Source organism: Variovorax sp. JS1663, from assembly GCF_002157355.1.
GTDB lineage: Bacteria > Pseudomonadota > Gammaproteobacteria > Burkholderiales > Burkholderiaceae_C > Variovorax.
Map to the genome: position 1 here is coordinate 97,614 of NZ_LYMK01000012.1, position 25,985 is coordinate 123,598.

Annotated in this window: 26 protein-coding genes; 19 read left to right on the top strand and 7 right to left on the bottom strand. The window is 69.7% G+C overall.

All coding sequences use genetic code 11. The annotated features are described in order from the left end of the window. Positions 1-35 precede the first annotated feature (35 nt). The 6 genes from A8M77_RS12595 to A8M77_RS12620 form a co-directional block, all read right to left on the bottom strand. Positions 36-782, bottom strand: coding sequence for a lipoyl protein ligase domain-containing protein (locus A8M77_RS12595; RefSeq protein WP_086921838.1), 747 nt, complete (start codon positions 780-782; stop codon positions 36-38). A 39-nt stretch (positions 783-821) separates the two neighbouring features. Then, positions 822-1,946 carry an acetoin dehydrogenase dihydrolipoyllysine-residue acetyltransferase subunit gene (locus A8M77_RS12600; RefSeq protein ID WP_086921839.1) on the bottom strand — a complete coding sequence of 375 codons (1,125 nt, stop codon included), beginning with the start codon at positions 1,944-1,946 and terminating at the stop codon, positions 822-824. Further along, positions 1,946-2,965 carry an alpha-ketoacid dehydrogenase subunit beta gene (locus A8M77_RS12605; protein WP_086921840.1) on the bottom strand — a complete coding sequence of 340 codons (1,020 nt, stop codon included), beginning with the start codon at positions 2,963-2,965 and terminating at the stop codon, positions 1,946-1,948. The genes A8M77_RS12600 and A8M77_RS12605 overlap by 1 nt, the downstream gene beginning before the upstream one ends. A gap of 26 nt (positions 2,966-2,991) precedes the next feature. Then, positions 2,992-3,996 (bottom strand): thiamine pyrophosphate-dependent dehydrogenase E1 component subunit alpha, encoded by a 1,005-nt coding sequence (locus A8M77_RS12610; RefSeq protein ID WP_086921841.1) that lies wholly within the window; start codon positions 3,994-3,996, stop codon positions 2,992-2,994. Continuing rightward, on the bottom strand, positions 3,993-5,126 hold the full coding sequence (locus A8M77_RS12615) for an ATP-NAD kinase family protein (protein ID WP_086921842.1): 1,134 nt from the start codon (positions 5,124-5,126) through the stop codon (positions 3,993-3,995). Before A8M77_RS12615 ends, A8M77_RS12610 begins: the two co-directional genes overlap by 4 nt. 183 nt (positions 5,127-5,309) lie before the next feature. Continuing rightward, positions 5,310-7,286, bottom strand: coding sequence for a sigma-54-dependent Fis family transcriptional regulator (locus A8M77_RS12620; protein WP_086921843.1), 1,977 nt, complete (start codon positions 7,284-7,286; stop codon positions 5,310-5,312). A gap of 159 nt (positions 7,287-7,445) precedes the next feature. Between A8M77_RS12620 and A8M77_RS12625 the strand changes: the two genes are divergently transcribed. From A8M77_RS12625 to A8M77_RS12670, 10 genes are all read left to right on the top strand, one after another. Then, positions 7,446-8,183 carry a TetR/AcrR family transcriptional regulator gene (locus tag A8M77_RS12625; protein ID WP_086921844.1) on the top strand — a complete coding sequence of 246 codons (738 nt, stop codon included), beginning with the start codon at positions 7,446-7,448 and terminating at the stop codon, positions 8,181-8,183. Positions 8,184-8,436: 253 nt separating this feature from the next. After that, on the top strand, positions 8,437-9,384 hold the full coding sequence (locus tag A8M77_RS12630; protein WP_086921845.1) for an ABC transporter substrate-binding protein: 948 nt from the start codon (positions 8,437-8,439) through the stop codon (positions 9,382-9,384). Next, positions 9,381-10,157: an ABC transporter ATP-binding protein gene (locus A8M77_RS12635; protein WP_086921846.1), complete on the top strand. Its 777-nt coding sequence runs from the start codon at positions 9,381-9,383 to the stop codon at positions 10,155-10,157. The genes A8M77_RS12630 and A8M77_RS12635 overlap by 4 nt, the downstream gene beginning before the upstream one ends. Beyond that, entirely contained in the window at positions 10,150-10,929 is a 780-nt protein-coding gene (locus tag A8M77_RS12640; RefSeq protein ID WP_086921847.1) for an ABC transporter permease, read from the top strand. Before A8M77_RS12635 ends, A8M77_RS12640 begins: the two co-directional genes overlap by 8 nt. Next, positions 10,926-11,705: an ABC transporter permease gene (locus tag A8M77_RS12645; protein WP_086921848.1), complete on the top strand. Its 780-nt coding sequence runs from the start codon at positions 10,926-10,928 to the stop codon at positions 11,703-11,705. The genes A8M77_RS12640 and A8M77_RS12645 overlap by 4 nt, the downstream gene beginning before the upstream one ends. Before the next feature lie 18 nt (positions 11,706-11,723). Continuing rightward, positions 11,724-12,542 carry a cyclase family protein gene (locus A8M77_RS12650; RefSeq protein ID WP_086921849.1) on the top strand — a complete coding sequence of 273 codons (819 nt, stop codon included), beginning with the start codon at positions 11,724-11,726 and terminating at the stop codon, positions 12,540-12,542. Next, positions 12,539-13,864 carry a fumarylacetoacetase gene (gene fahA / locus A8M77_RS12655; RefSeq protein ID WP_086921850.1) on the top strand — a complete coding sequence of 442 codons (1,326 nt, stop codon included), beginning with the start codon at positions 12,539-12,541 and terminating at the stop codon, positions 13,862-13,864. The genes A8M77_RS12650 and fahA overlap by 4 nt, the downstream gene beginning before the upstream one ends. 119 nt (positions 13,865-13,983) lie before the next feature. Next, positions 13,984-14,691, top strand: coding sequence for a phosphatase PAP2 family protein (locus A8M77_RS12660; RefSeq protein WP_086921851.1), 708 nt, complete (start codon positions 13,984-13,986; stop codon positions 14,689-14,691). Between the two features lie 36 nt (positions 14,692-14,727). Continuing rightward, on the top strand, positions 14,728-14,982 hold the full coding sequence (locus A8M77_RS12665; protein ID WP_086921852.1) for an acyl carrier protein: 255 nt from the start codon (positions 14,728-14,730) through the stop codon (positions 14,980-14,982). After that, positions 14,983-16,194, top strand: coding sequence for a beta-ketoacyl-[acyl-carrier-protein] synthase family protein (locus A8M77_RS12670; RefSeq protein WP_086921853.1), 1,212 nt, complete (start codon positions 14,983-14,985; stop codon positions 16,192-16,194). 78 nt (positions 16,195-16,272) lie between these two features. On the opposite strand, the gene A8M77_RS12675 is transcribed toward A8M77_RS12670, so the two are convergent. Next, positions 16,273-16,515 carry a DNA-directed RNA polymerase subunit alpha C-terminal domain-containing protein gene (locus A8M77_RS12675; protein ID WP_086921854.1) on the bottom strand — a complete coding sequence of 81 codons (243 nt, stop codon included), beginning with the start codon at positions 16,513-16,515 and terminating at the stop codon, positions 16,273-16,275. 341 nt (positions 16,516-16,856) lie between these two features. Between A8M77_RS12675 and A8M77_RS12680 the strand changes: the two genes are divergently transcribed. From A8M77_RS12680 to A8M77_RS12720, 9 genes are all read left to right on the top strand, one after another. After that, positions 16,857-17,891 carry an ABC transporter substrate-binding protein gene (locus A8M77_RS12680; RefSeq protein WP_086921855.1) on the top strand — a complete coding sequence of 345 codons (1,035 nt, stop codon included), beginning with the start codon at positions 16,857-16,859 and terminating at the stop codon, positions 17,889-17,891. A gap of 158 nt (positions 17,892-18,049) precedes the next feature. After that, positions 18,050-18,832, top strand: a complete 783-nt coding sequence (locus A8M77_RS12685) for an ABC transporter ATP-binding protein (RefSeq protein WP_192871598.1) — start codon at positions 18,050-18,052, stop codon at positions 18,830-18,832. A gap of 24 nt (positions 18,833-18,856) precedes the next feature. Further along, positions 18,857-19,708 carry an ABC transporter permease gene (locus A8M77_RS12690; RefSeq protein ID WP_086921857.1) on the top strand — a complete coding sequence of 284 codons (852 nt, stop codon included), beginning with the start codon at positions 18,857-18,859 and terminating at the stop codon, positions 19,706-19,708. 37 nt (positions 19,709-19,745) lie between these two features. Then, positions 19,746-21,125, top strand: coding sequence for an FAD-dependent oxidoreductase (locus tag A8M77_RS12695; protein WP_086921858.1), 1,380 nt, complete (start codon positions 19,746-19,748; stop codon positions 21,123-21,125). Beyond that, positions 21,125-22,300 carry a CaiB/BaiF CoA transferase family protein gene (locus A8M77_RS12700; RefSeq protein ID WP_238136800.1) on the top strand — a complete coding sequence of 392 codons (1,176 nt, stop codon included), beginning with the start codon at positions 21,125-21,127 and terminating at the stop codon, positions 22,298-22,300. Before A8M77_RS12695 ends, A8M77_RS12700 begins: the two co-directional genes overlap by 1 nt. Continuing rightward, the gene (locus A8M77_RS12705) at positions 22,297-23,073 is read left to right on the top strand and encodes an enoyl-CoA hydratase-related protein (RefSeq protein ID WP_086921859.1); all 777 of its coding nucleotides are present in this window, start codon (positions 22,297-22,299) and stop codon (positions 23,071-23,073) included. The genes A8M77_RS12700 and A8M77_RS12705 overlap by 4 nt, the downstream gene beginning before the upstream one ends. A 10-nt stretch (positions 23,074-23,083) precedes the next feature. Then, positions 23,084-23,419 carry a ferredoxin gene (gene fdxA, locus A8M77_RS12710; RefSeq protein ID WP_086921860.1) on the top strand — a complete coding sequence of 112 codons (336 nt, stop codon included), beginning with the start codon at positions 23,084-23,086 and terminating at the stop codon, positions 23,417-23,419. A gap of 36 nt (positions 23,420-23,455) precedes the next feature. Next, positions 23,456-24,370, top strand: a complete 915-nt coding sequence (locus tag A8M77_RS12715; protein ID WP_086921861.1) for a LysR family transcriptional regulator — start codon at positions 23,456-23,458, stop codon at positions 24,368-24,370. Between the two features lie 178 nt (positions 24,371-24,548). After that, positions 24,549-25,946 carry a metallophosphoesterase gene (locus A8M77_RS12720; protein ID WP_086921862.1) on the top strand — a complete coding sequence of 466 codons (1,398 nt, stop codon included), beginning with the start codon at positions 24,549-24,551 and terminating at the stop codon, positions 25,944-25,946. The last annotated feature ends 39 nt before the right edge of the window (positions 25,947-25,985 follow it).

The window sequence follows — 25,985 nt, forward strand, 5'->3', positions numbered from 1 at the left end:
GACAGCCGAGGGTATCGGCGCCCGCGCCGGTCGTGTCAGCGGGAATGTCCCATGGGTGACGGCGCCGCGCGCACGCACTCGCTCAACGCCTGGGAGAAGGCCGGCATGCACGGACCGCCGGACGGCACCCCGCCGACCGCACGCGCCTGCGCGACGCTGACGATGCGGTCCTCACGGTAGCTGCGGCCGCTCCCGATCGCAGCCTCGAAGGCATTGGCGCGCGCATTGGCCTCGTACGTATCGGCGTCCACCAGCAGCACCGCATGCGCGAGCACCGCGTGCCGGCGCGGCGTGGTGCCCACGATTGGCCGCCAGTACTGCGCGGTGCCCACGATCTTGCGTGCGGCTGCGCCCTCGCCCCAGGCGAGATTGAAGCGGCCATCGCAGAAGGAGCCTTCGACCGCCTGCCAATGCGTCGCGACGCCGACATCCGCCAGCGCATCGCGCAGCAGCTCGCACAGCCAGAGGTAGATCGGCTCGGCCCGCTCGCCGGCCACGCCCGCCTCCATCCAGGCGGCGCTGAGATTCAGGATGCCCGGCCCCTGCGGCACCAGCCCGCCACCGGACAGACGCAGGTGCACCGGGCAGCCCGCCGCGGCGAAGCGCGCCCGCGCTGCATCGAGTTCCGCATGGCGGCGGTAGCTGCGGGGCACGGCGAGCGAGAGCGGTGCCTCCCACACGTGCGCCACGGAATCGCCGGCTGCCGCCCGGTCGAGCAGCACGGACTCCGCCGCCATGGGGTCGGCGGGCAGCGCGGCCGGGTCGACGAGGTTGAAGGGCATCAGCGCGCCATTGTGAATGGGCCGCGCTTCGCCCTCGCCTCAGCGCGCCAGGTGCTGCCGAAGCAGCGCGTTGACCTCGCCGGCCTTCTCCATCTGGGGCATGTGCCCGGCGCCCGGCAGCACGTGGACCGTCGCGCCCTCCGGCGCCTGCCGTGCGTGCGCTGCCGGGATGATGCGGTCCTGCTCGCCCCACAGCACCAGCACCGGCAGGGCCTTCGCATCGAGCCGGCGGCCCGGCTGCTCGCGCTGGCGACCGTCGGCGAACAGGCTGGCACCCAGTGCGCCCAGCGCCTCGGCCACGCCGTCGAGGCGCTTGTAGGCGAGCAGGTCGTCGAGCATCTGGCGGCTCGCCAATCCCGGATCGGCGAACAGCAGCTCCACCACCGGCTTGAGTTCGCGCCGAGACTGCGCGTTGACGAAGCCCTCGGTGTAGCCGTTGTTGACTTCGTCGCCGAGGCCGGCGCCGTCGATCAGCGTGAGCGAGCGCACGCGCTGGGGCGCATCGAGCGCGAGCTGCGCCGCCACACCGCCGCCCATCGAGTGGCCGACCAGGTGCGCATCCTCGATGTCCAGCACGTCCATGAAGCGCGCGACGAAACCCGCCAGCGCCACCAGCGTCGTGCCGGGCAGCTGCGGGCTCGATTGCCCGTGGCCCGGAAGGTCGAGCGCGACCACCGTGTGGCCGTCCGCCAGTGCATCGAGGTTGAACAGCCAGTTGTCCATGTCGCCGCCGAAGCCGTGGATGAACAGCACCGTCTGCGCGCCCGTCCCCTTGCGCGCATAGCGCACCCGCAGGCCGTCGACCCCGGCGAACTGGTAGGCAGAGGCGGTGGCCTCCTCGTCCTCGCCGTCGGCCGGCGTCTCGTAGGCCGCAACGTAGGCATCGATCTGCTCGTCGCTCACCTCGGCGGGCGCCAGCACGCCCAGCAGCGCCTTGACCGGCAGCACGTCGCCCTCGGCCGCCACCTTGCGGCGCAGGCGCCCTGCATCAGGCGCCTCCACCGCGTTGGAGATCTTGTCGGTCTCCACATCGAGGATCGGCATGCCGACCGTGATGTCCGCGCCCTCCTCGACCAGCCAGGCGTTGACGGTCCCTTCCTTCATCGACAGGCCCCACTTGGGCATGACGATCGGCGTGATGGCCGTGTTGGCGGCAGCGCTCATCAGTGCTTCCCTCCCTTGCCCAGGGTGCGGCGCGCGGCCTCGGCGATCTGCGCGGCGCTGGGGATGTAGAGGTCTTCGAGCACCGGCGAGAAGGGCACCGGCGTGTGCGGCGGACACACCATCTCGATCGGGGCCTGCAGCGCGCCGAAGGCCCGCTGCGCCACCTGCGCGGCGACGTCGGTGGCGATGTTGCAGCGCGGGCTGGCCTCGTCCACCACCACCAGGCGGCCGGTGTTCTCCACCGTCTCCAGCACCGTGTCGATGTCCAGCGGCGAGAGCGTGCGCAGGTCGATCACCTCGGCCTCGATGCCTTCCTTGGCGAGCGTCGCGGCGGCCTCGAGCGCGCGGTGCACCATCAGTCCATAACTGACGATGGACACGTGCTTGCCGTCGCGCGCGATGCGAGCCTCGCCGAAGGGGATGGTGTAGGCGCCCTCGGGCACCTCGCCCTCGAAGCCGTAGAGGTTCTTGTGCTCGCAGAAGATCACCGGGTCGTTGTCGCGGATGGACTGGATCAGCAGGCCCTTGGTGTCGTACGGCGTGCTCGGACACACCACCTTGAGGCCGGGGATGTGGGTGAACAGCGGCGTCAGCATCTGGCTGTGCTGCGCGGCGGCGCGGAAGCCCGCGCCCACCATCGCGCGGATCACCACCGGCGTCTCGGCCTTGCCGCCGAACATGTAGCGGAACTTCGCGGCCTGGTTGTAGATCTGGTCGAAGCACACGCCCATGAAGTCGATGAACATCAGCTCGGCGATCGGCCGCATGCCGCAGGCGGCGGCGCCGATCGCAGCGCCCACATAGGCCGATTCGGACAGCGGCGTGTCCAGCAGGCGGTCGCCGTGCTTGGCGTACAGGCCCTTGGTGACGCCGAGCACGCCGCCCCAGGCGTCCTTCTCGCCGTCGGCGCCGGCACCGCCGACGATGTCTTCGCCGAGCATGATCACGCTCGGGTCACGGGTCATTTCCTGGTCGATCGCCTCGTTGATCGCCAGCTTCATGCTGAGTTTGCGGGCCATGTCAGGTCTCCTGTGATGTGGCGTGTTCAATAGCTCACGTAGACGTCGGTGAGCAGGTCGGCGGCGGTGGGCTGCGGCGCGGCCTTGGCCTCCTGCACCGCGCGTTCGATCAGGGCAGCGACCTCCTGGTCGATGGCGTCGAGCTCTTGCTGCGCGACCGCGCCGGCGACCGTGACCTTGGCGGAGAAGAGCTTCAGGCAGTCGCGGTTGGCGCGGATTTCGTCGAGCTCGCCGGGCCCGCGGTAGGTCTGGGCATCGCCCTCGAAGTGGCCATAGAAGCGCACCATCTTGCATTCGAGCAGCGAGGGCCCCCCGCCCTCGCGGGCGCGGCGGATCAGCTCGCCGGCCGCCTCGTGCACCGCGAAGAAGTCGGTGCCGTCCACCGTCACGCCCGGAATGCCGAAACCGGCCGCGCGGTCCACGTAGCTGTCGACCGCGGTGGCGTAGTCGCGCGAGGTCGACTCGGCGTAGCCGTTGTTCTCGATGACGAAGATCACCGGCAGGTTCCACACCGCGGCCAGGTTCAGGCTCTCGAGGAAGGTGCCCTGGTTGGAGGCGCCGTCACCGGTGAAGGTGATGCCGACCTCGCCCTTGCCTCGGAATTTGGCCGCGAGTGCCGCGCCGCAGATCAGCGGCGCCCCGGCACCGAGGATGCCGTTGGCGCCCATCATGCCCTTGGACAGGTCGGCGATGTGCATCGAGCCGCCCTTGCCGTTGCAGGAGCCGCCGCTGCGGCCGTAGATCTCCTTCATCATCGCCACCACGTCCACGCCCTTGGCGATGCAGTGGCCATGGCCGCGGTGCGTGCTGGCGATGCGGTCGCCGTCGTGCAGGTGGTGCAGGATGCCGACGCCGGCCGCCTCCTCGCCGGCATAGAGGTGGACGAAGCCGGGGATGTCGCCGCGCGAGAAGTCGACGTGCAGCCGCTCCTCAAATTCGCGGATGGTGCGCATCTTCCGGTAGCACGCGAGCAGCTCGGGCCGGTCGATGGGCAGGTGCGCCGGTTCGGCGCTTCTGGCTTTGGCGGTCATGCCTGTCTCCTTTGAAGTGGACGGGGGGTGGGTGAAGCGATGCCGGGGGCCGGGGCCACGGCCGGCGCGGCGCCGCGCATGAGCCCGGCGCGCGCCGCATGGCGCATGCAGGCCGCGATGTCGATCGAGCGGAAGGCGCGTTCGCGCAATGTGACGGTGATCTCGTCGGAAGCAACGAAGGCGATCTCGCGCTCGCCGTCCAGCGCGATCACGCCGCTGGCCTGGCGCACCCGGCAGGGCACGCCGTCGGCCATGCGGCGCCAGCCGCTTACCGCGACCGGCCGTACCAGCCCTGGTGCGATCGGCGCGCGCAAGATCGTGCGGCCCTCGGGCGCCAGTTCGATCGCGAGGCCACCGGGCTCGCGCCGGCCGACCGGCGCCAGCAGGCCGCCGATGGCGGAGATGCCGATCGCCTCGGGCTCCGCGTAGGCGAGGTAGACCGCGGACAGCGTGTCGGCCTTCCAAAGGGCGCGCGCGCCAATGAAGTGCTCGCTGGAGATCGCCACGTCGACCAGCGCGATGTCGCGCCGCTCGTCGGCGCGGCCGGCATTGACGCTGAGCTCCAGCCGCTTGTTCGGCACCAGTGCCAGCGCATCGGGAATGCACCCGGCGGCATACAGGCCCACGGCCAACCCGGCCACCGTGGCCTCGCGCATCTCGGGGTAGGCGTTGTTGGTGCCGGTGGACAACCCGGCGACCGGCACCTCGCCGCACTCGCGCACCACCGCACGGTGGGTGCCGTCGCCGCCCAGCACCACGATCGCCGCGACGCCCGCCTCGTGCAGCATGCGCGCGGCGCGGAAGCTGTCGTCGACGCAGCCGGTGACGGGCATCTCCAGCCAGGCGACCTGCGGCAGCACCGTGGCCTCATCGGCCGCGGCATGGAGCCGGTCGAGATGGCGGCGCAGCATCGGCCGCAGGCCCTCGCGGTCCGGCATCACCAGCACCCGCGCGATGTCGCAGCTGCCCAGCGCGGCCACCAGCCGCAACAGGATGTTCACCCTGTCCGCCAACTGCAGGCTGTTGGCATTGGCCACCACGCGGCGGATGTCGCGCGCCGACACGGGGTTGGCGATGATGCCGACCGTGGCCTGTCGCTGCTGCTGCCCTGCTGGCGCGATGCGGTGCATGCGGGGTGTCTCCTGGTGGTGGTTCGCACCAGGTTTTCGCAAGCGACGTGCCACGTGCGCAGAGCGCGCCGCAGCGTCGAAAAGCGCGGGATTACCCTTGAAAAATCAGCCCGTCACGGCCTCTGTCAGGCTTGCGCGATACAGGTGTCACAGGTCCGCCTGTCCCACGCGATACAGCTGAACTCAACCCTCGCCGACATCGCGCCGGTTGGGCGACTGGATACCCAGTCGCGCCATTCGGCGGTACAGCGTCATGCGGCTGATGCCCAGCTGGCGGGCGACCGCGCTGAGGTTCCAGCTGGCGGCGCGCAGGTACTGCATGAGCAGCATGCCTTCGGGCGGCAGGTGGTGCGGGTCGTTGGGATGCACATGCTGCAGCGGTGGTGCGGCCGGCTGCGCTCCCTCGCCGCCGAAGCCGTCCGGCAGGTCATGCGCCTCGATGCGCCCGCCCTCGCACACGGCGCGCGCGTACTCCAGCACATTGCGCAGCTCGCGCAGGTTGCCCGGCCAGCGGTGCGCATGCAGGCGCTCGCGTGCCGCCGGTGACAGCGCGACGGATTCACCGAGCAGCTTGCGCATCAGCCAGTCGAGGTCGCCGCGCTCGCGCAGCGGCGGCAGCGCGAACAGGGCGCCGTTGAGCCGGTAGTAGAGGTCCTCGCGGAAGCGCCCCTCGCGCACCAGCCGCTCCAGCGGATGGTGGGTGGCCGAGATCACGCGGATGTCGACCGGCACCGCCCGCGAGGCGCCGATCGCCAGCACCTCGCGCTCGGCGAGCACGCGCAGCAGGCGCGACTGCAGCTCGCGCGGCATGTCGCCGATCTCGTCGAGGAACAGCGTGCCGCCGTCGGATTCCTGGATCAGCCCCCGCTTGGCCTTGCTGCCCGCGCCCGAGAAGCTGCCGGGCAGGTGGCCGAACAGCTCGCTCTCGATCAGCGTCTCGGGGATGGCGGCGCAGTTCACCGCGATGAAGGGCCGCCGGCTGCGCGCGCTGGCCGCGTGCAGGGCTTTCGCGAAGTATTCCTTGCCGCTGCCGGTCTCGCCATGGATCAGCAGGTTGATCGGCGAATCGACCAGGCGGGCGGCGCGCTGGAGCTGGCGCTGCAGGGCTGCGTCGCCGCCGCTCAGGGCGGCCAACGGCGCCGGAATCGCCGCCGCGGGGGCCTCGCTGCGGCTCGCCGACGCGATGCGCTCGATCGGCGGCACCGCGCCGAGGAACAACGCGTCGCCGCTGCGGGCCAGCGTCACCACCCGCTGCTCGCTGGGGCGTGCGTACAGATACTGGCCGAGCGCATCGAAGCGGGCATCGAAGAGGCTCTCGAAGGTCCGCCCCAGCAGCGGGCTTTCTCCCTGCGGGTCGGCGGCCGGCAGCCCGAGCTCCGCTTCGAGCATCTGCCGCGCGCGATGGTTGTGGCCCACGATGCGGCCGCGCGCGTCGAGCGCGATCAGGTAGTCGGGATTGACGTCGACGAAGGCCGGCGCGGCATTGAGCTTGAGGATCCAGTCGTCGCGGTGGGCGCGCGCGAACTGCGCGTTCTCGATGTGGTGCGCGTAGATCTTCACCAGCTGCAGCGCGAGCTGCTGGCTGGCCTTGGGTCCCGGCGACACCAGCGCCGAGATGTCGAGGATGGCGTTGAGCCGCCCGCTCGAATCGAACACCGGCGCCGCGGTGCAGGTCAGCGGGATGTGCGTGGCGTCGAAGTGGTCGGCCTGGTGCACCGTCAGCGCCTCGCCGGTGGCCAGCGCGGTGCCGACCGCGCAGGTGCCCGCATGCGTCTCGGTCCATTCGGCGCCGAGGTACAGGCCGGCGCGGCGCAAGCTCACACCCGAGTTGGGATCGCCCAGGTAGTCGACGGTGACGCCCTGCGCATCGGTCAGCAGCACCACGTAGCCGGTGCCTGCCACCTGCTGGTAGAGCGCGGTGAGGCCGTGGCGCGCGATCTGCGTGAAGTCCTCCAGCCGCTCCTGGTGCTCGCGCAGTTCGCCCCAGGGCAGGATGCGGGCTTCCTGCATGCGCGTGGGGTCGAGGCCGTGCTCGTGCACGCAGCGCTGCCATGACGAGCGGATGACCGCGTCGTGCTGCTGGAGAAGCGCCTGCGGCGGCACGCTGCGCGTGGTGAGCTCGACCACGGCGTCGATGTGCTCGCGCTGCCGCAGCTCCATGGGTTGTCTCCTGATGATCCGGCGCCGTCGCGGCCGGCCGGTCGAGCACTGTAGCCCGCGCCCGCGCCGCGATGCAAGAAGGGTGTAACCAGTTTCGCCGGGTGGCTTCAGGGTTTGTACGAGTGTTCAACAGGTTTGTACACTTGTTCAATCCCGGTCATGGTCAACCATGCGCCACCCTCTTTTCCGCTTCGCCGGTCGCCGCGCCGCGCAGGGGCCGCGCGCGCCGAGGCCACGCGGCCTGACCGCCGGCAGGCCATCCTGCTCGCGGCGGAGAAGCTGTTCGCACAGCACGGCTACCACGCGGTCAGCATCCGCCAGATCGCCGACGAGGCCGGGGTGCCGCTGGCGCTGGTGGGCTATTACTTCGGTCCCAAGCAGGAGCTCTTCCACGCGATCTTCGAGCACTGGAGCCACAGCATCGAGGAGCGCCTGGCGGGCCTGCGCGCCGTGCGCATGGACCCGGACGACACGCGCACACTGCCGCGCATCGTCGAGGCCTTCACAGCGCCGGTGCTCGCACTGCGCGCCAGCGCCGAGGGCGAGTACTACGCACTGCTGGTCGCGCGCGAGCTCTACCACGCGACCGAAGAGGCCGACCGCGTGCTGCGCAGCTACTTCGACCCACTGGCCGAGGCCTACATCGACGCATTGCACGTCGCCCTGCCCCATGCCACGCGCGCCCAGGCGGCGTGGGGCTACCAGTTCGCGCTGGGCGCGCTGCTGCACCACCTGAACGACAGCCGCGTCGAGCGGCTTTCGCGTGGTGAGAATCGGCGCAGCGACCCCGCCGTGGCGCCGATGCTGGTGAACTTCATCGTCGGTGGCCTGCGCGCGGCGCTGCCGCCGCCCCGGGCCGCGAGGAAGAAAACCATTTCAAGGAGAAGCAAACCATGATGAACGACGCTCCCTGCTGGCGGCGCGTTCACAGGGCTGACTCTCCAACTTCCGCGAAATGTCGCAGCGCATCGATAACTCGGCAAGCCATCTCTAGCATTCGCTGCTCCCGATCCTGTAGCAAAGAGGACCACGCGGCCATCTGATTGCACTGACCCTCGCACTGGGCGGCTTGCCCGCGCATGCCAGCGAGTCCCAAGAGCCGTCACGGTCGCCGACTCCCTCATACCGAAGACAAAAGGAAACATGAGCCATGATGAATAGACGCTCCCTGCTCGCGGCACTCGCCGCGAGCCCCTCCGCTCTTGCGCTGCCGGCGCACGCACAGGCCGCCGCCACGAAGATCGTGTTCGGCTACACCGCCGTGACCGACTTCGCCTCGGTCTTCGTGGCCGCCGAGGAAGGGGCCTTCAAGAAGCGCAACCTGGACGTGGAGCTCAAGTTCATCCCGCTCAACTCCACCATCCCCGCCGCGCTGCAATCCGATTCGCTGCAGATCGGCGGGCCCACGCCCTCGGTCTTCCTGCAGGCGGTGGACGGCGGCCTCGACCTGGTCCTCGTGGCCGGCGGCGGCCTCACCTCCAAGACCATCACCGCCTTCGGCCTGGTGGCCCGTGCGGGCTCCGGCATCAGGAGCGCGCAGGACTGCGTGGGCAAGAAGATCGGCGTGCCCGGCCTGGGCGCCTTCCTGCACGTCACCTTCCGCGCCTGGTTGAAGGACCAGGGCGTGGACTACCGCAAGGTCAGCTTCGTCGAGGCCGCCTTCCCGCAGCATGCCGACCTGCTGCGCGGCGGCTCGATCGACGCGGTGGTCTCGGCCGACCCGTTCATGAGCCGCATCACCGACAGCGGCGCCGGCTACGTGGCCTCCTACTACTCGACCTTCCTGCCCGAGGGCAACCAGACGATCGTGCACGCGGCCAAGCGCGAATGGGTACAGAAGAATCCGGCCGCCGCACGGGCCTTCCGCGAGGCGGTGCAGGAGGCCGCCGCCTTCATGCAGCAGCCGAAGAACGACGCGCGCGTGCGCGCCATCATCGGCAAGTACATCAAGCTGCCGCCCGAGGTGCTCGCCAAGGTCCAGATCTCGCCCCCGGGGCCCGTGGTGAGCGACAAGCAGCTGACCTACTGGGTCGGGCTGATGAAGGAGCAGGAGATGCTCAAGACCCCGATCGACATCGCGAAGCTCGTCGTCAAATGAACGAAGTGCTGCTCAGCGTCGACGACGTGCGCATCTGCTATGAAGAGCGCGAAGTGCTGTCGCCCACCTCCTTCGAGGTCGCGCGCGGCGAGTTCCTGTGCATCGTCGGCCCCAGCGGCTGCGGCAAGACCACGCTGCTGCGCGCGGCCAGCGGCCTGGTGCGCGCCAGCAGCGGCGAGGTGCGGCGCCGCGGCCAGCCGGTGAACGCGCCCTCGCGCGAGGTGGCCTTCGTGTTCCAGGACTACGGCCGCGCCCTGCTGCCCTGGCGCACGGTGGAAGGCAACGTGAGCCTGGCGCTGGAGGCGGCCGGCGTGCCGCCGCAGGAGCGCGAGCCGCGCATCGCCGAGGTGCTGCGCAAGGTGGGCCTGGCAGGGCATGCGCAGAAATTCCCGATGCAGCTGTCCGGCGGCATGCAGCAGCGCACGCAGATCGCGCGCTGCCTGGTGCAGAAGCCCGAGCTGATGATGATGGACGAGCCCTTCGGCGCGCTGGACGCGCTCACGCGCCAGGGTCTGCAGGACGAGCTGGCGCGCCTGGTGCGCGAGGACGGGCTGGCGGTTGTGTTCGTCACGCACGACCTGGAGGAAGCGATCTATCTCGGCGACCGGGTGATCGCGCTGCAGGCCGATCCCGGCCTGGGACGGCCCAGCCTGGCGCGCATGATCGACGTGAAGATCCCGCGTCCGCGCGATCAGCTCACCACCAAGGAGCACCCGGAGTTCCTGCGCCTCAGACGTGCGCTTTTCTCCTTCATCGAGCACGGCCATGAGTGACGGCCTCACGCGCGGTCTGCTCCTGCGGCTTCGGCCCTGGGTCTTTCCCGCGCTGCTGCTCGCCCTGTTCGAGTGGTACGCCCGCCGCGCCGCCGCGCTCGGCAGCGATGCGCTGGCACCACCCAGCGCCGCGCTGAAGGCCTTCGGCGGCGCCGCGGCGGACGGCTCGCTCTGGCAGGCCACCGGCTTCACGCTGGGCACGGCCGCGCTGGGCCTCGTCTGCGGTGCCGTGCTCGGCATCGCACTGGGCATCGTGCTCGGCCTGTCGCGCCGCGCGGCGCAGATCGGCGCGCTCTCGATCGAGGTGCTGCGCCCGGTGCCCTCGGTCGCGCTGATCCCGCTGGCCATGCTGACGTTCGGCTTCGGCCTGCGCATGGAGCTGGCCATCGTCGCCTTCGCCACCTTCTGGCCGCTGCTGGTGCTGGTGCAGTCGGCGGTGCAGCAGGTGGAGCCGCGCCTGCTCGAGGTCAGCCGCGTGCTGGGCCTGTCCGCGCGCGACCGCGCCTTCAAGATCGTGCTGCCGGCCATCGTGCCGCGCCTCTTCGTCGCCCTGCGCCTGGGCGTGGCGGTGGCACTGGTGGTCGCGGTCACGGTCGAGATCGCGGCCAACCCGCACGGCATGGGCTACGCAACGATGATCGCGCAGCAGAGCTTCGACCCGGCGCTGATGCTGGCCTGGCTGGGCTGGATCGGCGTGGTGGGCTTCGCGGTGAACGCGGCGATGCTGCGGCTGCAACAGCACGTCGCGCGGCGCATGGGCAGCGCGGCATGAGCGGTGCGCGACTCAACGCCTGGATGGGCTCGGCCGCCCTGTTCGCGGCACTTGTCGCGCTCTGGTGGATCGCCAGCAATGCCGGTTGGGTCAGCCGCGTTTTCCTGCCCACGCCGCAGGCCACCTTCGCCAGCCTGGCCGAGGGCCTGAACCTGCGCAGCGGCGGCGGCCAGGGCGAGCTGCTGGCCTTCACGCTCGCCACCGTGCGCCGCATGGTCGAGGGCTGGCTGCTGGCCTCGCTTTTCGGCGTGCTGCTGGGCGCGGCCATCGGCGTCTCGCCGGCGGTGCGGGCCTGGGTGCAGCCCACGCTGGAATTCATCCGCCCGCTGCCGGCCTCGGCGCTGCTGCCGCTGGCGATCTCGATCTTCGGGCTCAACCCCGGCATGGTGCTGTTCGTGGTCGCCTTCGGCGCGATGTGGCCGGTGCTGCTGGCCACCGTGCACGGCTTCGCGGCCGTCGACCCCCGCCTCGCGGAAGTGGCGCGCTGCCTGCAGATGCCGCGCGCGGCATTCGTCTGGAAGATCGGCCTGCCCAATGCCATGCCCGACATCCTGGCCGGCATGCGGCTGGCGCTCACCATCTCGCTGATCGTCGCCGTGGTCGGCGAGATGATCGCCTCGCAAAGCGGCCTGGGCCAGGCCATCCTGCTCGCAGCCCGCGCCTTCCGCGCCAGCGAGCTGTTCGCCGGCATCGCGCTGCTGGGCCTGATCGGCTTCGCGAGCAACGCGCTGCTGGCCTTCGCCGAGAACAAGTTGCTGCGCTGGCAGCGTCCCTGAAGACAAGGAGCCCCACCCATGACCCGACGATTCGTCGACCTCTCGATCTACCTGGAGAACGACGTGATGAGCGACCCGCCGGCCTTCGCGCCGAAGATCCAGTACTTCACCCACGAGAACACCTTCGCGCAGATCGAGCCCTTCTTCCCCGGCCTGAAGAAGGAAGACCTGCCCGACGGCGAGGGCTGGGCGGTGGAGCTGGTGCAGCTGTCCACGCACAACGGCACGCACCTCGATGCGCCCTACCACTTCCACTCCACGATGGACAAGGCGCTGGGCGAGAAGAAGCCCGCCATCGCCATCCACGATGTGCCGCTGGAGTGGTGCTTCCAGCCCGGCGTGAAGCTGGACTTCCGCCATTTCGAGGACGGCTACGTGGTGACCGCCGACGACGTCGAGGCGGAGCTGAAGCGCATCGGCCACACGCTTAAGCCGCTGGAGATCGTGGTCGTCAACACCCGTGCGGGCTCGCGCTACGGTCACAACGACTATGTCGCCGCCGGCGCCGGCATGGGCTACGAGGCCACCATGTACCTGCTGGAGCGCGGTGTGCGCCTGACCGGCACCGATGCCTGGAGCTGGGATGCACCCTTCGTCCACACCGCGAAGAAATACGGCGAGACGCACGACGCCTCGCTGATCTGGGAAGGCCACAAGGCCGGCCGCGACATCGGCTACTGCCACATCGAGAAGCTGCACAACCTGGAGTCGCTGCCGCCGGACGGCTTCTTCATCAGCTGCTTCCCGCACAAGATCCGCGGCGCCTCGGCCGGCTGGACGCGCGCGGTCGCGATCTTCGACGATGCCCTGATGGCGAGCACGGTGCAGCCGCGATGACGACGACGCTCAACCACACGCATGACGCAAGCGTGCGCAGCTGGGTGCCCACGGCCCAGGCCGAAGGCTGCGACTTCCCGATCCAGAACCTTCCCATGGCAGTGTTCCACCGCACAGGAAGCCGCGAACCCTACCGGGGCGGCATCGCGATCGGCGACCAGGTGCTGGACCTGGCGGCACTGGCCTCCAGCCGGCAACTCGACGGCGCGGCGCTCGATGGCGCGCGCGCCTGCGCGCAGTCCGCGCTCAACGACTTCTTCGCGCTCGGCCCGCGCGTGTGGCGTGCCCTGCGCCATGGCGTGTTCGCGCTGCTCGAGGACGACGCGCCGACGGAAGTTGCCGACGCCGTGCGCGCATGCCTGATCCCGCTGGCGGAAGCGGAGTTCGCATTGCCCGCGCGCATCGGTGACTACACCGACTTCTATACCTCCATCGACCACGCACTCAACGTCGGGCGGCTATGGAAGCCCGACGACCCGATCACGCCCAACTTCCAGTGGATCCCGATCGCCTATCACGGCCGCGCCTCGACGATCGGAGTCAGCGGCCAGCGCTTCCACCGGCCCATGGGGCAGACGATGGCGCCCGGTGCCCGCGCGCCGGCCTACGGCCCATGCGCCCGGCTGGACTACGAACTCGAACTCGGCATCTGGATCGGCCAGGGCAACGCGGCCGGCAAGCAGATCCCGCTGGCGCGCGCGGAAGACCACATCTTCGGCCTGTGCCTGCTCAATGACTGGTCGGCGCGCGACATCCAGTTCTGGGAAATGGCGCCCCTCGGGCCCTTCCTCGCCAAGAACTTCGCGACCACGGTGTCGCCATGGATCGTGACGCTCGAGGCGCTGGCGCCCTACCGCCTGCCATGGACGCGGCCCGCGGACCATCCGCAGCCGCTGGCCTATCTCGAGGACGAGGGCAACCGCGCGCACGGCGCGCTCGATATCCAGCTCGAAGTCTGGCTCGAAAGCGCCAAGGCGCGCACGGCGGGCAACGCGCCTTCGCGCCTGTCGTCCACCAGCTTCCGGCACCAGTACTGGAGCATCGCGCAGATGGTGGCGCACCACACGGTGGGCGGCTGCAGCCTGCAGACCGGCGACCTGTTCGGGAGCGGCACCATTTCGGGCCCGGGGCCGGGCGAGGCCGGCGCGATCATCGAGCTCACGCGCGCGGGGCAGTCGCCGATCGCACTGGCCGACGGGGAAACGCGCGCCTTCCTGGAGGACGGCGACGCGGTGCTGCTGCGCGGCTGGTGCGAGAAGCCGGGGCATGCGCGCATCGGCTTCGGCGAGAGCCGGGGGACGGTGCTGCCGGCGCTGGGATGAGGGGCGCCCCAGGCGCGCTTCCAGCACGAGGGTTCCGCGCCGGCGCGAAAACGGGCATGCTCGGGCATTCGTGCAGGAAACGGTGACCGACGTCGACGCACGGCCCCACCTGCCCGCACATGCCCTCTTCTCCTGCGCCGACCTGGACCGCCGACATCCGTTTCCGCATCCGCCACCTGCTGGCCTTGAAGCTCGTCGGCGTCACGGTCTTCACCTGGCTCTTCTTCATCGGCTACTTCGAGCTGCTGCGTCATCCGGCGAATCCGGTCGCGGTGATGCCGCTGACGGCGCTCGACATCCTCATCCCGTTCCAGCCTGAAATGCTGGTGGCGTACTTCTCGCTGTGGGTCTACGTGGGCGTGGCGCCCGGGCTGCAGGCGAACTTCAGGGAACTGGTGGTCTACGGCCTGTGGGTCGGCGCGCTGTGCCTCGCCGGCCTGGGCCTTTTCCTCCTCTGGCCGACACAGGTGCCGCCGGGCATGGCCGGCAGCTCCGATTTCCCGGGCTTCGCGCTGCTGCAGGGCATGGACGCGCCCGGCAACGCCTGTCCTTCGATGCACGTCGCGGTCGCGATGTTCACCGCGATCCGCATCGACGACGTGCTGCGCCAGGCCCGCACGCCGCCCTGGCCGCGGCTGGTGAACTGGCTATGGTTCGCCGCCATCGCCTGGTCGACGCTGGCGGTCAAGCAACACGTGGTGTTCGATGCGGTGGCCGGCGCGCTGCTGGGCATCGCCTTCGCGGTTCCCTCGATGCACTGGCGGCCGAAGCCGGCCCGTCCGCCCACGCGCATGTTCGGGCGAGCGGATATCATCCCCCACCGATGACCCCATGGCCCTCCGCGTGACGACGGACATCGCCCAATGAGTTCGCTGAAACAATTACAGGACCTGATCCAGGAAAAATACGGCCTCGATGCCGCGGCGCTCGACCCCCACGCATCGATGCGCGACAAGGGATTCGACTCCCTCGCGCTGGTCGAATTCGTCTTCGCCATCGAAGACCATTTCAAGATCACGATGCCCGACCAGGACACGAACATCGACACGCTGGCCGAGCTGGCCGAGGTGGTCGACCGGCTCCTGGCCGAGCGCGCCGCGACGGCCCAGGCCAAATAGATGAGCGTGGTGGAAGTCGCCGTCACCGGGCTGGGCGTGGTGAGCCCGCACGGCGACGATGCCGGCGCCATGTTCGACGCGCTGATGCGCGGCGAATCGGCGCTGCAGCCCGTGTTCCCCGAGCTGCCCAAGCCGGCCGCGGCCGCGCTCGCTCCCTTCGACGAATTGGGCTGGTTCACCAAGCTCCAACTGGCCGGCGTGGACCGCGTGAGCCAGCTCGCCGTCGCAGCGGCCGAGATGGCGATGCGTGACGCCGGCGCGCCGCAGGACGTGGCACCCGAGCGCATCGGCATCTACGCCGGCTGCGGCATGGGCGGCGCCGCCGCGCTGGAGGCCGCCTACCGCAGCGCCAACGGCCGCGTGCCGCCGCTGACCATTCCCGCCTTCATGCCCAATGCACCGGCCGCGCAGATCGCGATGCGCCGCCAGGTCCAGGGCCCGGTGCTCACCTATTCGGTGGCCTGCGCCTCCTCGGGCGTGGCGCTGGCCGAGGCAGCCAAGGCCGTGCAGCGCGGCGAGGTGGATCTCGCCATCGCCGGCGGCAGCGAGGCGCTGATCGTGCCCGGCGTGGTGCTGGCCTGGCAGGCGATGCAGACCCTCGCCGCCTTCGAGCCCGGCGAGGCGGCGCGCGCAGTGCGGCCCTTCGCCAGCGACCGCAACGGCTTCGCGCTCGGCGAGGGCGCGGCCTTCATGGTGCTCGAATCGGCCGAGCGCGCCCGCGCGCGCGGTGCACGCACTTATGCCCGGCTGGCCGGCTGGGGCATCGGTTGCGATGCCACCCACCTCACCAAGCCCGACGCCGCCGGCCAGGCCCGCGCCCTCCGCGCCGCCCTGCGCACGGCTGGGCTGTCGCCGGACGAGGTGGGCTACTGCAATGCGCACGGCACGGCCACGCGCATCGGCGACGTGGTCGAGCGCAATGCGCTGGCGGACGTGTGGGGCGAAGCGCTCGACGACCTGCAGGTGAGCTCCACCAAGGCCCTGCACGGCCACCTGCTCGGCGCCGCCGGCGCGCTGGAGGCGGTGATCACCGTGCTGGCCCTGCACCGGCGGCAACTGCCGCCCAACGCCCACGGCGCGGACATCGATCCGGAATGCCGCCTGAACCTAGTGCCGCAGCAGGGCGCAGCAGCGCTGCGGCTGGAAGCCGCGATCAGCAATTCCTTCGCCTTCGGCGGCACCAACGCCGTGTTGGCCTTCCGCCGAACCTGAGCGCTCCCCCAGGCTCCCCCACTTCGTGTGGTCCGCCAACCCCCTCACCGGGGGGCGCGGGCCGCGATGTGCAGTGGCTCAGTCGGCGAGGTGCAAACCCCGCCGGTTGACGCTCTCGACGATCTCGCGCAGCGAATTGCGGCCCAGCCGCGAAAGAACGAACAGCTTTTTCGCCGGCACGCGCGTCACGTCGCGCACCGTGTGGAGCTGGTTGAGACGCAGCACATTGGCGGTGCGCAGCGACAGATTCAGGACGTCGATGTCGGCGTCCAGCAGCGACTCGGTCGCCGGCCGGTCGGCGATGGCTTGACCCTCACTCATGGGGCTTCTCCGGAAAACGATGCCTGGAACTTGCACAGTTCATGCCATCGATTCCGCGCTAGAGCGCAGCGAAGCGTTCACTGGAAAGAAACCGCTTTCGGCTGGAATTCGAACAAGAAAACTGTCTGCGTTTCAATCACATGTCTCATTGAGATACAGGGTTTTCCACAGGTATTGCTGAGCTGATTTTTAGCTCACCCGGGGCGAAAAACGGTTCTTGGAGGCAACGCCTTCGCCTCCTAGCATTCGCCTCATCGAGCCTTCGCTGCCGCATTTTTTTCGGCGCCGGCGAAGGCCCAGGTCGCCACTTCCGCTTGTCCCGTCTTCAAAGGAAATCTGCCATGGCCACACTTTGCGATCCCGGTCGCCGACGCCTCCTCCAGACCTCGCTCATGGCCGCCGCCGGCCTCTCGACCGGGGGGCTGCTGTCCATCGAAGCCCACGCCCAGGGCAAGGCCCGCATCAACATGCAGCTCGGCTGGATCGTCGGCGTCAACCAGATCGGCGAGGTCGTGGCCAAGCGCCTCGGCTTCTACGAGCAGGAAGGCATCGATTTCGCCATCCAGCCGGGCGGCCCCAACATCGACGGCGTGGCCATCGTGGCCTCCGGCCGCCACGAGGTGGGCCAGGTGTCCTCCAGCCCCTCGGTGATGCTGGCGGTCTCGCAGGGCCTGCCGATCAAGTGCTTCGCGGTCGGCGCGCAGAAGCACCCCTTCACCTTCTTCTCGCTCGCCAAGAACCCGGTGCGCAAGCCGGCCGACCTGGTGGGCAAGAAGGTGGGCATTCCCTCCACCGCCGCAGTGCTGCTGCGCGCCCTGCTGGCCAAGAACAAGATCGCCGAGAAGGACGTCAAGTTCGTCACCGTCGGCGCCGACATGGGGCCGCTCTTGACCGGCCAGGTCGACGTGGTGACCGGCTGGCTCACCAGCACCACCGCGCTCAAGACCCTGGGCCCGGACCGCGTCGACCTCACCCTGTGGGACGGCGGCGTGCAGCTCTATGCCCTGCCCTACTACGCCACCACCAAGACGATCGAAACCCAGCCCAAGGTGATCGAGGCCTTCATCCGCGCCACCACCCGCGGCTGGCAGCACGTGCGCGCCAACCGCGACCAGGCGGTGGACCTGCTGGTCAAGGAGTACCCCAACCTCAAGCGCGAGGACGAGCGCGCGGCGGTGGACGTGATGCTCGACTACAGCTTCGGCGGCCTCGCGCAGACCCAGGGCTGGGGCGCGATGGACCCGGCCGTGTGGCAGGACCAGATCAACACCTACGCGGAGCTGGGCCAGTTCACCGCCCGCACGCCGAAGGTGGAAGACGTGATCTGGCTCGACGGCCTGAAAGCCACCACCGCCCTGCGGATGGGGAAAGCCTGAAATGACGTTCACCCCCAGGCTCCCCCACTTCGTGTGGTCCGCCAACCCCCTCTCCGGGGGCAACACCAGCGGCCCGGCAAAGCCGGTTCCGCGGTGTTCCCCGGATGGGTCCCGCATCGCATGCGTCGCTGTCTCCAACTGCCGCTGGGAGAACTGATATGAGTGCTGTCGTCAGCGCCAGCCCGGCGATCTCCTGCCGCGACATCGGCGTGCGCTTCTTCACCGAGCGCCGCGACGTCACCGCGATCAAGAGCCTGGATCTCGACGTCGCCCAGGGCGAGTTCATCACCTTGCTCGGCCCCTCGGGCTGCGGCAAGTCCACCTTCCTGCGCGTGGTCGCGGACCTGCTGGAGCCCAGCCGCGGGCGTATCGAGGTGCTTTCGTCCAGCGCACAGGCCGCGCGCAAGAACCGTGACATCGGCTTCGTGTTCCAGGACGCGGCGCTGCTGCCCTGGCGCACCGCGCTGCAGAACGTGGAGCTGCCGCTGCAGGTCGGCGGCGGCGCGAGCCGCAAGGGCCGCCGCTCGCCGCAGGAGCTGCTGGAGCTGGTGGGCCTGAAGGACCGCGCCCATGCCTGGCCGCACGAGATGTCGGGCGGCCAGCGCCAGCGCGTGTCGATCGCGCGCGCCCTGGCCAGCGACCCGAAGATCCTGCTGATGGACGAGCCCTTCGGCGCGCTCGACGAGATCACGCGCGACCGGCTCAACGAGGAGATCCGACGCGTCTGGAAGGAGACCGGCGTGACCATCCTCTTCGTCACCCACAGCATCCACGAGGCCGCCTTCCTGGGCCAGCGCGTGCTCATGCTGGCGGCCAACCCGGGACGCGTGCGCGAGATCGTGCCTGTCGAGCTGCCGGACGACCGCACGCTGGACATCCGCGAGACCCCCGAATTCGTGCGCCTCACGGCGCACCTGCGGCGCGTGCTGGAAACCTGCTGAAACCTGTTGAACAAGGCCCGAGCCATGAGCACTTCTTCCATCGACGCCAGCAGCGCATCCGCCGCCACCCTCGCCGCGGCCGACACCGAGTACCAGGCCTGGGCCACGGCCCGCCAGCGCCGCATGTGGCGCCGCCGCATCCTGCCCGCCCTCGGCATCACCGGCCTGATCGTGCTGTGGTGGGCCGTGATCGCGGTCTTCGACGTCAAGCCCTTCATCGCGCCCTCGCCCTGGGCGGTGGTCGAGACCCTCTACGCCAAGCGCGCGGTGCTGCTGGACAACCTGCTGCCCACCGCGATGGAGGCGGCCGGCGGCTTCCTGCTGGGCAACCTGGCGGCCATCGCGGTGGCCACGGTCTTCGTGCACAACAAGACGCTGCAGGACATCTTCTTCCCGGTGGTGCTGATGTTCAATGCCGTGCCGCTGGTCGCGAAGGCCCCGGTGCTGGTGCTGATTATGGGCAACGGCATGGAGCCCAAGATCACCATCGCCGCGCTGGTGTGCTTCTTCCCCACGCTGGTGAACATGGTGCGCGGCCTGGAGTCGGTGAACCCGCAGGCCATGGAGCTGATGCGCGTGCTGTCGGCCAGCAAGGCCGAGATCTTCTTCCGGTTGCGGCTGCTCAATGCGCTGCCCTACCTGTTCTCGGCCCTGCGCATCGCGGCTTCCATGTGCGTGATCGGCGCCGTGATCGGCGAATGGGTCGGTGCGACCGTGGGCATCGGCGCCATGATTTTGCAGGCCACCTTCAACTTCGATTCGCCGCTGCTCTACGCAGCGATCGTGATGAGCGCCACCCTCTCGGGCCTCTTCTTCCTCCTGGTGACGTTGGCCGAGCGCTGGGTCATCAGATGGCAGCCAGAGAACGCGCACTGAGTCCCCGAACACCCCGACATTTAGACAGGAGATAGTGATGAGCCGTATTGGCGATTGGATGCAGGAGCCTGCCCACGACATTCGTGTGGCGGCCGAATCGGACGTGGTGGTGGTCGGCGGCGGCCCCGCCGGACAGGCGGCGGCGCTGGCCGCGGCGCGCAACGGCGCCAGCGTGACGCTGCTGGAGCGCTACAACCACCTGGGCGGCCTGGCCTCCGGCGGCATGGTGCTGGTGCTGGACGACATGTGGGACAGCCACCTGCAGGAGATCTCGGTGCGCGGCATCTGCCTGGAGATGATCGAGCGCATAGCCGAACGCGGCCTGGCCGAGTACCCGAAGCAGAAGGACTGGGGCGCCCTGCCCGAGTCGGTGCGCCGCTGGAAGCGCTGGGGCACCTTCGACTTCCACAGCAAGGAAAAGCCGCACCCGATCTGCTTTGCCGCCGCCTTCGACCCGGACGCCTTCAAGCGCGCCTCGCTCGAGATGGTGCAGCAGGCCGGCATCAACCTGCGCCTGCACTCCTGGTTCTCGCGCACCCTGGTGGAAGGCGGCCAGGTCAAGGGCGTGGTGGTCGAATCCAAGAGCGGACGCGAAGCGATCCTGGGCAAGGTGGTCATCGACGCCACCGGCGACCTGGACGTGGCAGCCTCGGCCGGCGCGCCGCACATCAGCGGCGCCTACATCGTGACCACGGTGTTCCGCCTGGGCGGGGTCGACACCGACGAGGCCGAGCGCTTCGAGCACGAGGAGCCCGCCGCCTTCGCGGCGCTCGACCGCGAGGTCAAGCACATCCTGGGCGGCGCCTGGGATTCGTGGTGGCTCAAGACCCCGCTGCCCGGCGTGGTGTGGTGCAACTGCCCGCACATGGCGGGCCTGGACGGCCTCCAGGTCGCCGACCTGACCCGCGCCGAAGTGCAGGGCCGCGCCACCATCCACAAGGTGATCGAGTTCATCCGCGCCAAGCTGCCCGGCTTCGCCAACTGCTACCTGGTCGACCTGGCGCCGCAGACCGGCATCCGCCAGACGCGCCTGCTGGAAGGCGAGTACGTCATGAGCAAGGAAGACGTGGCCCAGCGCGTGCGCTTCGAGGACAGCGTGGCGCGTGGCCGCGACTACTACTACCCCTACCGGACCCTGGTGCCGCGCAGCGTGGAGAACCTGCTGGTGGCCGGCCGCCACTACTCGTCGACCTCGGCCGCGCAGAAGATCTCGCGCGAGATCCCGCCCTGCATGGCGATGGGCGAGGCTGCCGGCACCGCCGCCGCGCTGTCGCTGAGCGCCGGCGTGGCGGTGCGCAACGTGGACATCGCCAAGCTGCAGCGCACCCTGCGCGCGCAAGGCGCCGACCCCGGCGACCAGAAGGGCCCGAATGCCGACATCCCGGCCATCGCCCGTTCCTTCGCGGAGGCCGCGTGATGACCACCATGAACACGAATGACAAGCTGCCCCTCTCCGGCATCCGCGTGATCGACTTCACGCAGGTCATGATGGGCCCGGTCTGCACCCAGATGCTGGCCGACCATGGCGCCGACGTGATCAAGATCGAACGCAAGGGCGCGGGCGACCTCAGCCGCTCCACCTTCGCGCCCGTCGCCGGCGAGGACAACCCGATCTTCTGCAGCCTCAACCGCAACAAGCGCAGCGTGGAGATCGACCTGCGGGACGCGGCCCAGATGGAACTGGTGAAGGCGCTGATCGCCGACGCCGACGTGGTGACCAACAACTTCCGCGCCGGCGTGATGGAGCGGCTGGGCCTGGGCTACGAGGACTGCCGGCGCATCAACCCGCGCATCGTCTACGCGGTGGGCACGGGCTTCGGTGAATCGGGCCCCTACGCGCACAAGGGCGGGCAGGACGTGCTGGCGCAGGCGCTGACCGGCGTGATGGCGCGCCGCGCCGATGCGTCGGTGCCGGTGTCCATCTACCCTACGGCGCTGGCCGACTACACCGCCGGCATGCACATGGTGCAGGGCATCCTCTTCGCGCTGCTGCAGCGGGAGCGCACCGGCGAGGGCCAGAAGATCGCCGTCTCGCTCTACGACTCGATGCTCGCCATGCAGATGCAGGAGGCGGCGATGATCATGATGGAGGACTCGGAGGTCAACTGGGCCGCGATGCCGCTGTCGGGCGTGTTCCACACGCAGACCGGGCCGCTGGTGCTGGTGGGCGCGTTCAAGGCCAACCCGCTGCGCGACATCTGCGCCGCGCTGGAGATCGAGGACCTGTCGCTGGATGCGCGCTTCGCCGACCTCACCGCCCAGTTCGCGCACAAGGCCGAGCTGCACACCATCTTCCGCGAGCGCTTCGCCGCCAACACGCGCGAGCACTGGCTGGCCCGGCTGGAGGAGCAGGACCTGCTGTCAGCCCCGGTGCGCGACATGCGCGAGGCCCTGGTCGATCCGCAGACCCTGCACAACCGCATGATCCTGGAGGGCAGCTCGCCCAGCGGGCGTGCACTGAAGTTCATCGCCAGCCCGATCCGCATGTCCGGCGCGCAGGCTGGCCTGCGCCGCGCGCCGCCGAAGCTGGGCGAGCACACGCAGGAACTGTTCGCCGAGGCACGCGCGCTGATCGAGGAGGCCGACGCATGAGCGTGCTTTACAACGTCGACGACCACGTCGCGACCGTCATCATCGACCGGCCCGAAGTCCTCAACGCGGTCGACATGCCGACCGAGTCCGAGCTGCTGCGCATCTGGGCCGACATCGAGCAGCGCGACGACGTGCGCGTCGTGGTGCTGGGCGCCACCGGCGAGCGCGCCTTCTGCGCCGGCGCGGACCTGAAGAACACCTCCAACCTCAAGGGCGTGGAGTACTGGGGCGCCTCGCGTCCCGGCGGCTTCGGCGGCATCGCGCTGCGCGAGACGCTGGACGTGCCGGTGATCGCCCGCGTCAACGGCCTGGCGCTCGGCGGCGGGCTGGAGATGGTGCTGGGCTGCGACATCGCGGTGGCCTGCGAGGAAGCCAGCTTTGGCCTGCCCGAGCCGCTGGTGGGCCGGCTGCCGCTGGACGGCGGCATGGTGCTGCTGCAGCGCCAGATTGGCTTCCGCCACGCGATGGGGATGATGCTCACCGGCCAGCGCGTCGGCGCCGCACGCGCCGCCGAGATCGGCCTGATCAACGAGGTGGTGCCGCGCGCCGAGCTCGACAACGCGGTCAACCGCTGGGTCCAGCAGATGCTCGCCTGCGCCCCGCTGTCGCTCAAGGCGATCAAGCAGGTGGTGCGGCGCACCGGCACCCTCACGCCGCTGCAGGCCCACGGCCAGCGCCTGCCCGCGCTGATGGCCGCGCTGCGCTCGGAAGATGCCGACGAGGGCGTGCGCGCCTTCCAGCAGAAGCGCAAGCCCCAGTGGCAGGGGCGCTGAGGAGGCAGCCATGGCCCACGTCATCACCGGCGCCTGCGTCGACATCAAGGACGGCGCCTGCGTGAAGTGCTGCCCGGTCGACTGCATCTACGAGGGCGGCCGCACTCTGTACATTCACCCGGATGAATGCATCGACTGCGGCATCTGCGTCTCAGCCTGCCCGACCCAGGCCATCTACGAGGAATTCCGGCTGCCGCCGGAGATGGGCCACTGGATCGCGATCAACCGCGAGTTCTTCGCGCCCGAGGTCAGCGGCCTGGGCTCGCCCGGCGGCGCCGAGGGCCGGCGCATCGCCTGCGACCATCCGGCCGTCGTCGCCATGGAGGCAGCGGCAGCGGCCGGCTGATGCAGACTCAGAAGGTGTGAATGAGTCCGCCGTGCCATGCATGCCAGCATCCTGAAGTACTTCATCGAGGTCGCCAGCTGCGGCTCGGTGCGCAAGGCCTCCGAGCGCCTCTTCGTCGCGGCCAGCGCGATCAACCGGCAGATCCACAAGCTGGAAGACGAGCTCGGCGTCGAGCTCTTCGACCGCCTGCCCAACGGCCTGCGGCTGAACCCGGCCGGCGAGCGCCTGCTCAAGCACGCGCAGGAAACGCTGCACCAGTTCCAGGTGATGCGCACCGAGCTCGACGCGCTGCGCGGCGAGCGAACCGGCCACGTGAAGGTGGCGGCGATGGACTCCTTCTTCGAGGAACTGCTGCCCTCCGCGGTCGAGGAGTTCCTGCAGATCTTCCCCGCCGTCACCTACACCATCACCTCGACGCAGCCGATGGAGGTGCCGCAGCTGGTGATGTCCGGCCAGGCCGACGTGGGCCTGAGCTTCGTCAGCCGCCTGCCGGGCGGGGTGAAGGCGGTGAGCCTGGCGGACCTGCCGATCGGCATCGTCATGCCGCCCGGCCATCCGCTGGCCAAGCATGACCGCGTGGCGCTGAAGGACTGCGCGCCCTACCCCTTCCTGCGCTCCAGCTCGCACCCGGTGATCAGCGCCGCGCTGTCGGCCGAATTCGCCGCCTTCTGGGACGACATGGAGCCGGCCGCGACCTGCAATTCCACGCCGCTGCTCAAGCGGCTGATCATGGGCGGCAAGGGCATCTCCTGCTTCTCCAAGATCGCCTTCATCGAGGAGCTGCGGCGCGGCGAGCTGCTGTGGCGGCCCTTCGCGCTGCCGGCGCTGGACCATCTGCAGGTGGGCATCGTGGTGCCGACACAGCGGGCGCTGCCGCACGTGACGCAGAACTTCGTCGGGCGCATGGCGCGGCGGCTGACACAGCTGGAGATGGCCGCGGCTGCGCTTTGAGGACCTTGCGGCCTGTTCCTTCAGGAGAGGGACTGAGCGCGCATCGAAAGCCTCCAATCCCCGGGCCGTTGCGCTAGATTAGGAGGCCATGCTGGCAAGCGTGCTTCCGTGTCGAAGGCGAAGCGATGCGGGGAAATCGATCTCCACTCGCCCCCTTCACCCTTGAGGAGGACCACCGATGAATGCTGACCCCACCGCCAGTCGCCTGCTCGTCCTGAGCGATCTCCACCTCGCCCCACCCGGCGAGCAATGCGTCTTCGCGGCACACGAGCCGTTGGTGGCGCTGATCGATCACCTCGCCGCCGCGCCGGCGACCGATCCACCGCAGCGGCTGGTATTGAACGGCGACGTGTTCGACTTCCTGCAGATCCCCGGCTACGACGCGCTCACGCTGCCACTGGCGCCGCAGCGCATGGAGACCATCCTCGACGCGCTGGATGCCGAGCCCGCCCACCGCAACGTGGTGCAGGCATTGCGCCGCTTCACCGCCGCGGGACATGCGCTGAGCTGCCTGCCCGGCAACCACGACCCCGAGCTGAACCTGGCCACCGTGCAGCAGGTGCTGGCGAAGCGCCTGGGCAGCGACACGACGCTTCCGCCTTGGGACGGCCAGTGGCGCCTCCACGTGGCGGGCCACACCGTGATGGGCGTGCATGGGCATCACGAAGACCCCTTCAACGCCATCAGCAGCACGCAGATGCGCCAGGCACAGGGCGACGGTGACGAGACGGTGCCCCTGCCGCCCGGTTCTCGCCTGGTATGCCAGGTGATCAACCCGTTTCGCCGTGCCAAGACGCCCGCCGGTACGCAGCGCTTCCCCTTCATCGACCGCCTGCCTTCAGACCAGGCCGTCGTGCTGGCGATCATGCTGCTCGACCCGCGCCTGGCGGGCAAGCGCCTGAAGGATGCGCTGGGCATCGGTGCCGCCGCGATGGTGCGCAAGGCGCTGATGGCCAGCGGCCTGGGCGGGCCGATGCTGCTGGATGGCACCGCCGAGGCGCAGGCCGGCACGGGCGACCCGGACTGGGTCGATGAGCTGACGGCGAACATCGCCTGGAATGCGAGCGATGCCGCAGCCGAGACCGGCGTGGAGCCCCTGCACATCGAACACGAACTGGACGCCTACTTTGCCGGACAGGCCGAGGCCGAACCCGGCCTGCTCGGGAACGAGATGCTCTCCGGCGGCGAGGGGGCGGTGCGCGCCTTGCTGTGGCGGGCCTTGGGGAAAACACTGGCGGCGACGCGGGAGGGGTTTCGGGCCGCGAAACCGGATCGCTTGTCTCGACAGGTGACCGATCGCTGGAGCCACGACGTCGTCGCCATCACCGGACACACCCATGCGGCGAAGTCGCTGGTCACGGCCGAAGGCGGCGTCTACCTCAACACCGGCACGTGGCTGCACCAGGTGATGCCCCCGGACGACGGTGTCGACTTGCCCGAATGGCTGGCCCAGCTGCAGCAGGACAAGTTGCCCTGCTGGAACGGGCAGCCCGTTGCACTGGTCGATGCCGGCGGTGCGCGGCTGATGCGGTGGAGCGGTGCGGCGCTCGAACCCTGGCAAGACGCTTTGGCCTGAGCGGAAAACAGCGCCATCGGCTGACAGCCGCGGCATGCG

Excerpts from the sequence above, each read along its gene's own strand:
- A8M77_RS12595 (WP_086921838.1), bottom strand. The coding sequence starts at position 782 with ATGCCCTTCAACCTCGTCGACCCGGCCGCGCTGCCCGCCGACCCCATG.
- A8M77_RS12600 (WP_086921839.1), bottom strand. The coding sequence starts at position 1,946 with ATGAGCGCTGCCGCCAACACGGCCATCACGCCGATCGTCATGCCCAAG.
- A8M77_RS12605 (WP_086921840.1), bottom strand. The coding sequence starts at position 2,965 with ATGGCCCGCAAACTCAGCATGAAGCTGGCGATCAACGAGGCGATCGAC.
- A8M77_RS12610 (WP_086921841.1), bottom strand. The coding sequence starts at position 3,996 with ATGACCGCCAAAGCCAGAAGCGCCGAACCGGCGCACCTGCCCATCGAC.
- A8M77_RS12615 (WP_086921842.1), bottom strand. The coding sequence starts at position 5,126 with ATGCACCGCATCGCGCCAGCAGGGCAGCAGCAGCGACAGGCCACGGTC.
- A8M77_RS12620 (WP_086921843.1), bottom strand. The coding sequence starts at position 7,286 with ATGGAGCTGCGGCAGCGCGAGCACATCGACGCCGTGGTCGAGCTCACC.
- A8M77_RS12625 (WP_086921844.1), top strand. The coding sequence starts at position 7,446 with ATGGTCAACCATGCGCCACCCTCTTTTCCGCTTCGCCGGTCGCCGCGC.
- A8M77_RS12630 (WP_086921845.1), top strand. The coding sequence starts at position 8,437 with ATGATGAATAGACGCTCCCTGCTCGCGGCACTCGCCGCGAGCCCCTCC.
- A8M77_RS12635 (WP_086921846.1), top strand. The coding sequence starts at position 9,381 with ATGAACGAAGTGCTGCTCAGCGTCGACGACGTGCGCATCTGCTATGAA.
- A8M77_RS12640 (WP_086921847.1), top strand. The coding sequence starts at position 10,150 with ATGAGTGACGGCCTCACGCGCGGTCTGCTCCTGCGGCTTCGGCCCTGG.
- A8M77_RS12645 (WP_086921848.1), top strand. The coding sequence starts at position 10,926 with ATGAGCGGTGCGCGACTCAACGCCTGGATGGGCTCGGCCGCCCTGTTC.
- A8M77_RS12650 (WP_086921849.1), top strand. The coding sequence starts at position 11,724 with ATGACCCGACGATTCGTCGACCTCTCGATCTACCTGGAGAACGACGTG.
- fahA (WP_086921850.1), top strand. The coding sequence starts at position 12,539 with ATGACGACGACGCTCAACCACACGCATGACGCAAGCGTGCGCAGCTGG.
- A8M77_RS12660 (WP_086921851.1), top strand. The coding sequence starts at position 13,984 with ATGCCCTCTTCTCCTGCGCCGACCTGGACCGCCGACATCCGTTTCCGC.
- A8M77_RS12665 (WP_086921852.1), top strand. The coding sequence starts at position 14,728 with ATGAGTTCGCTGAAACAATTACAGGACCTGATCCAGGAAAAATACGGC.
- A8M77_RS12670 (WP_086921853.1), top strand. The coding sequence starts at position 14,983 with ATGAGCGTGGTGGAAGTCGCCGTCACCGGGCTGGGCGTGGTGAGCCCG.
- A8M77_RS12675 (WP_086921854.1), bottom strand. The coding sequence starts at position 16,515 with ATGAGTGAGGGTCAAGCCATCGCCGACCGGCCGGCGACCGAGTCGCTG.
- A8M77_RS12680 (WP_086921855.1), top strand. The coding sequence starts at position 16,857 with ATGGCCACACTTTGCGATCCCGGTCGCCGACGCCTCCTCCAGACCTCG.
- A8M77_RS12685 (WP_192871598.1), top strand. The coding sequence starts at position 18,050 with ATGAGTGCTGTCGTCAGCGCCAGCCCGGCGATCTCCTGCCGCGACATC.
- A8M77_RS12690 (WP_086921857.1), top strand. The coding sequence starts at position 18,857 with ATGAGCACTTCTTCCATCGACGCCAGCAGCGCATCCGCCGCCACCCTC.
- A8M77_RS12695 (WP_086921858.1), top strand. The coding sequence starts at position 19,746 with ATGAGCCGTATTGGCGATTGGATGCAGGAGCCTGCCCACGACATTCGT.
- A8M77_RS12700 (WP_238136800.1), top strand. The coding sequence starts at position 21,125 with ATGACCACCATGAACACGAATGACAAGCTGCCCCTCTCCGGCATCCGC.
- A8M77_RS12705 (WP_086921859.1), top strand. The coding sequence starts at position 22,297 with ATGAGCGTGCTTTACAACGTCGACGACCACGTCGCGACCGTCATCATC.
- fdxA (WP_086921860.1), top strand. The coding sequence starts at position 23,084 with ATGGCCCACGTCATCACCGGCGCCTGCGTCGACATCAAGGACGGCGCC.
- A8M77_RS12715 (WP_086921861.1), top strand. The coding sequence starts at position 23,456 with ATGCATGCCAGCATCCTGAAGTACTTCATCGAGGTCGCCAGCTGCGGC.
- A8M77_RS12720 (WP_086921862.1), top strand. The coding sequence starts at position 24,549 with ATGAATGCTGACCCCACCGCCAGTCGCCTGCTCGTCCTGAGCGATCTC.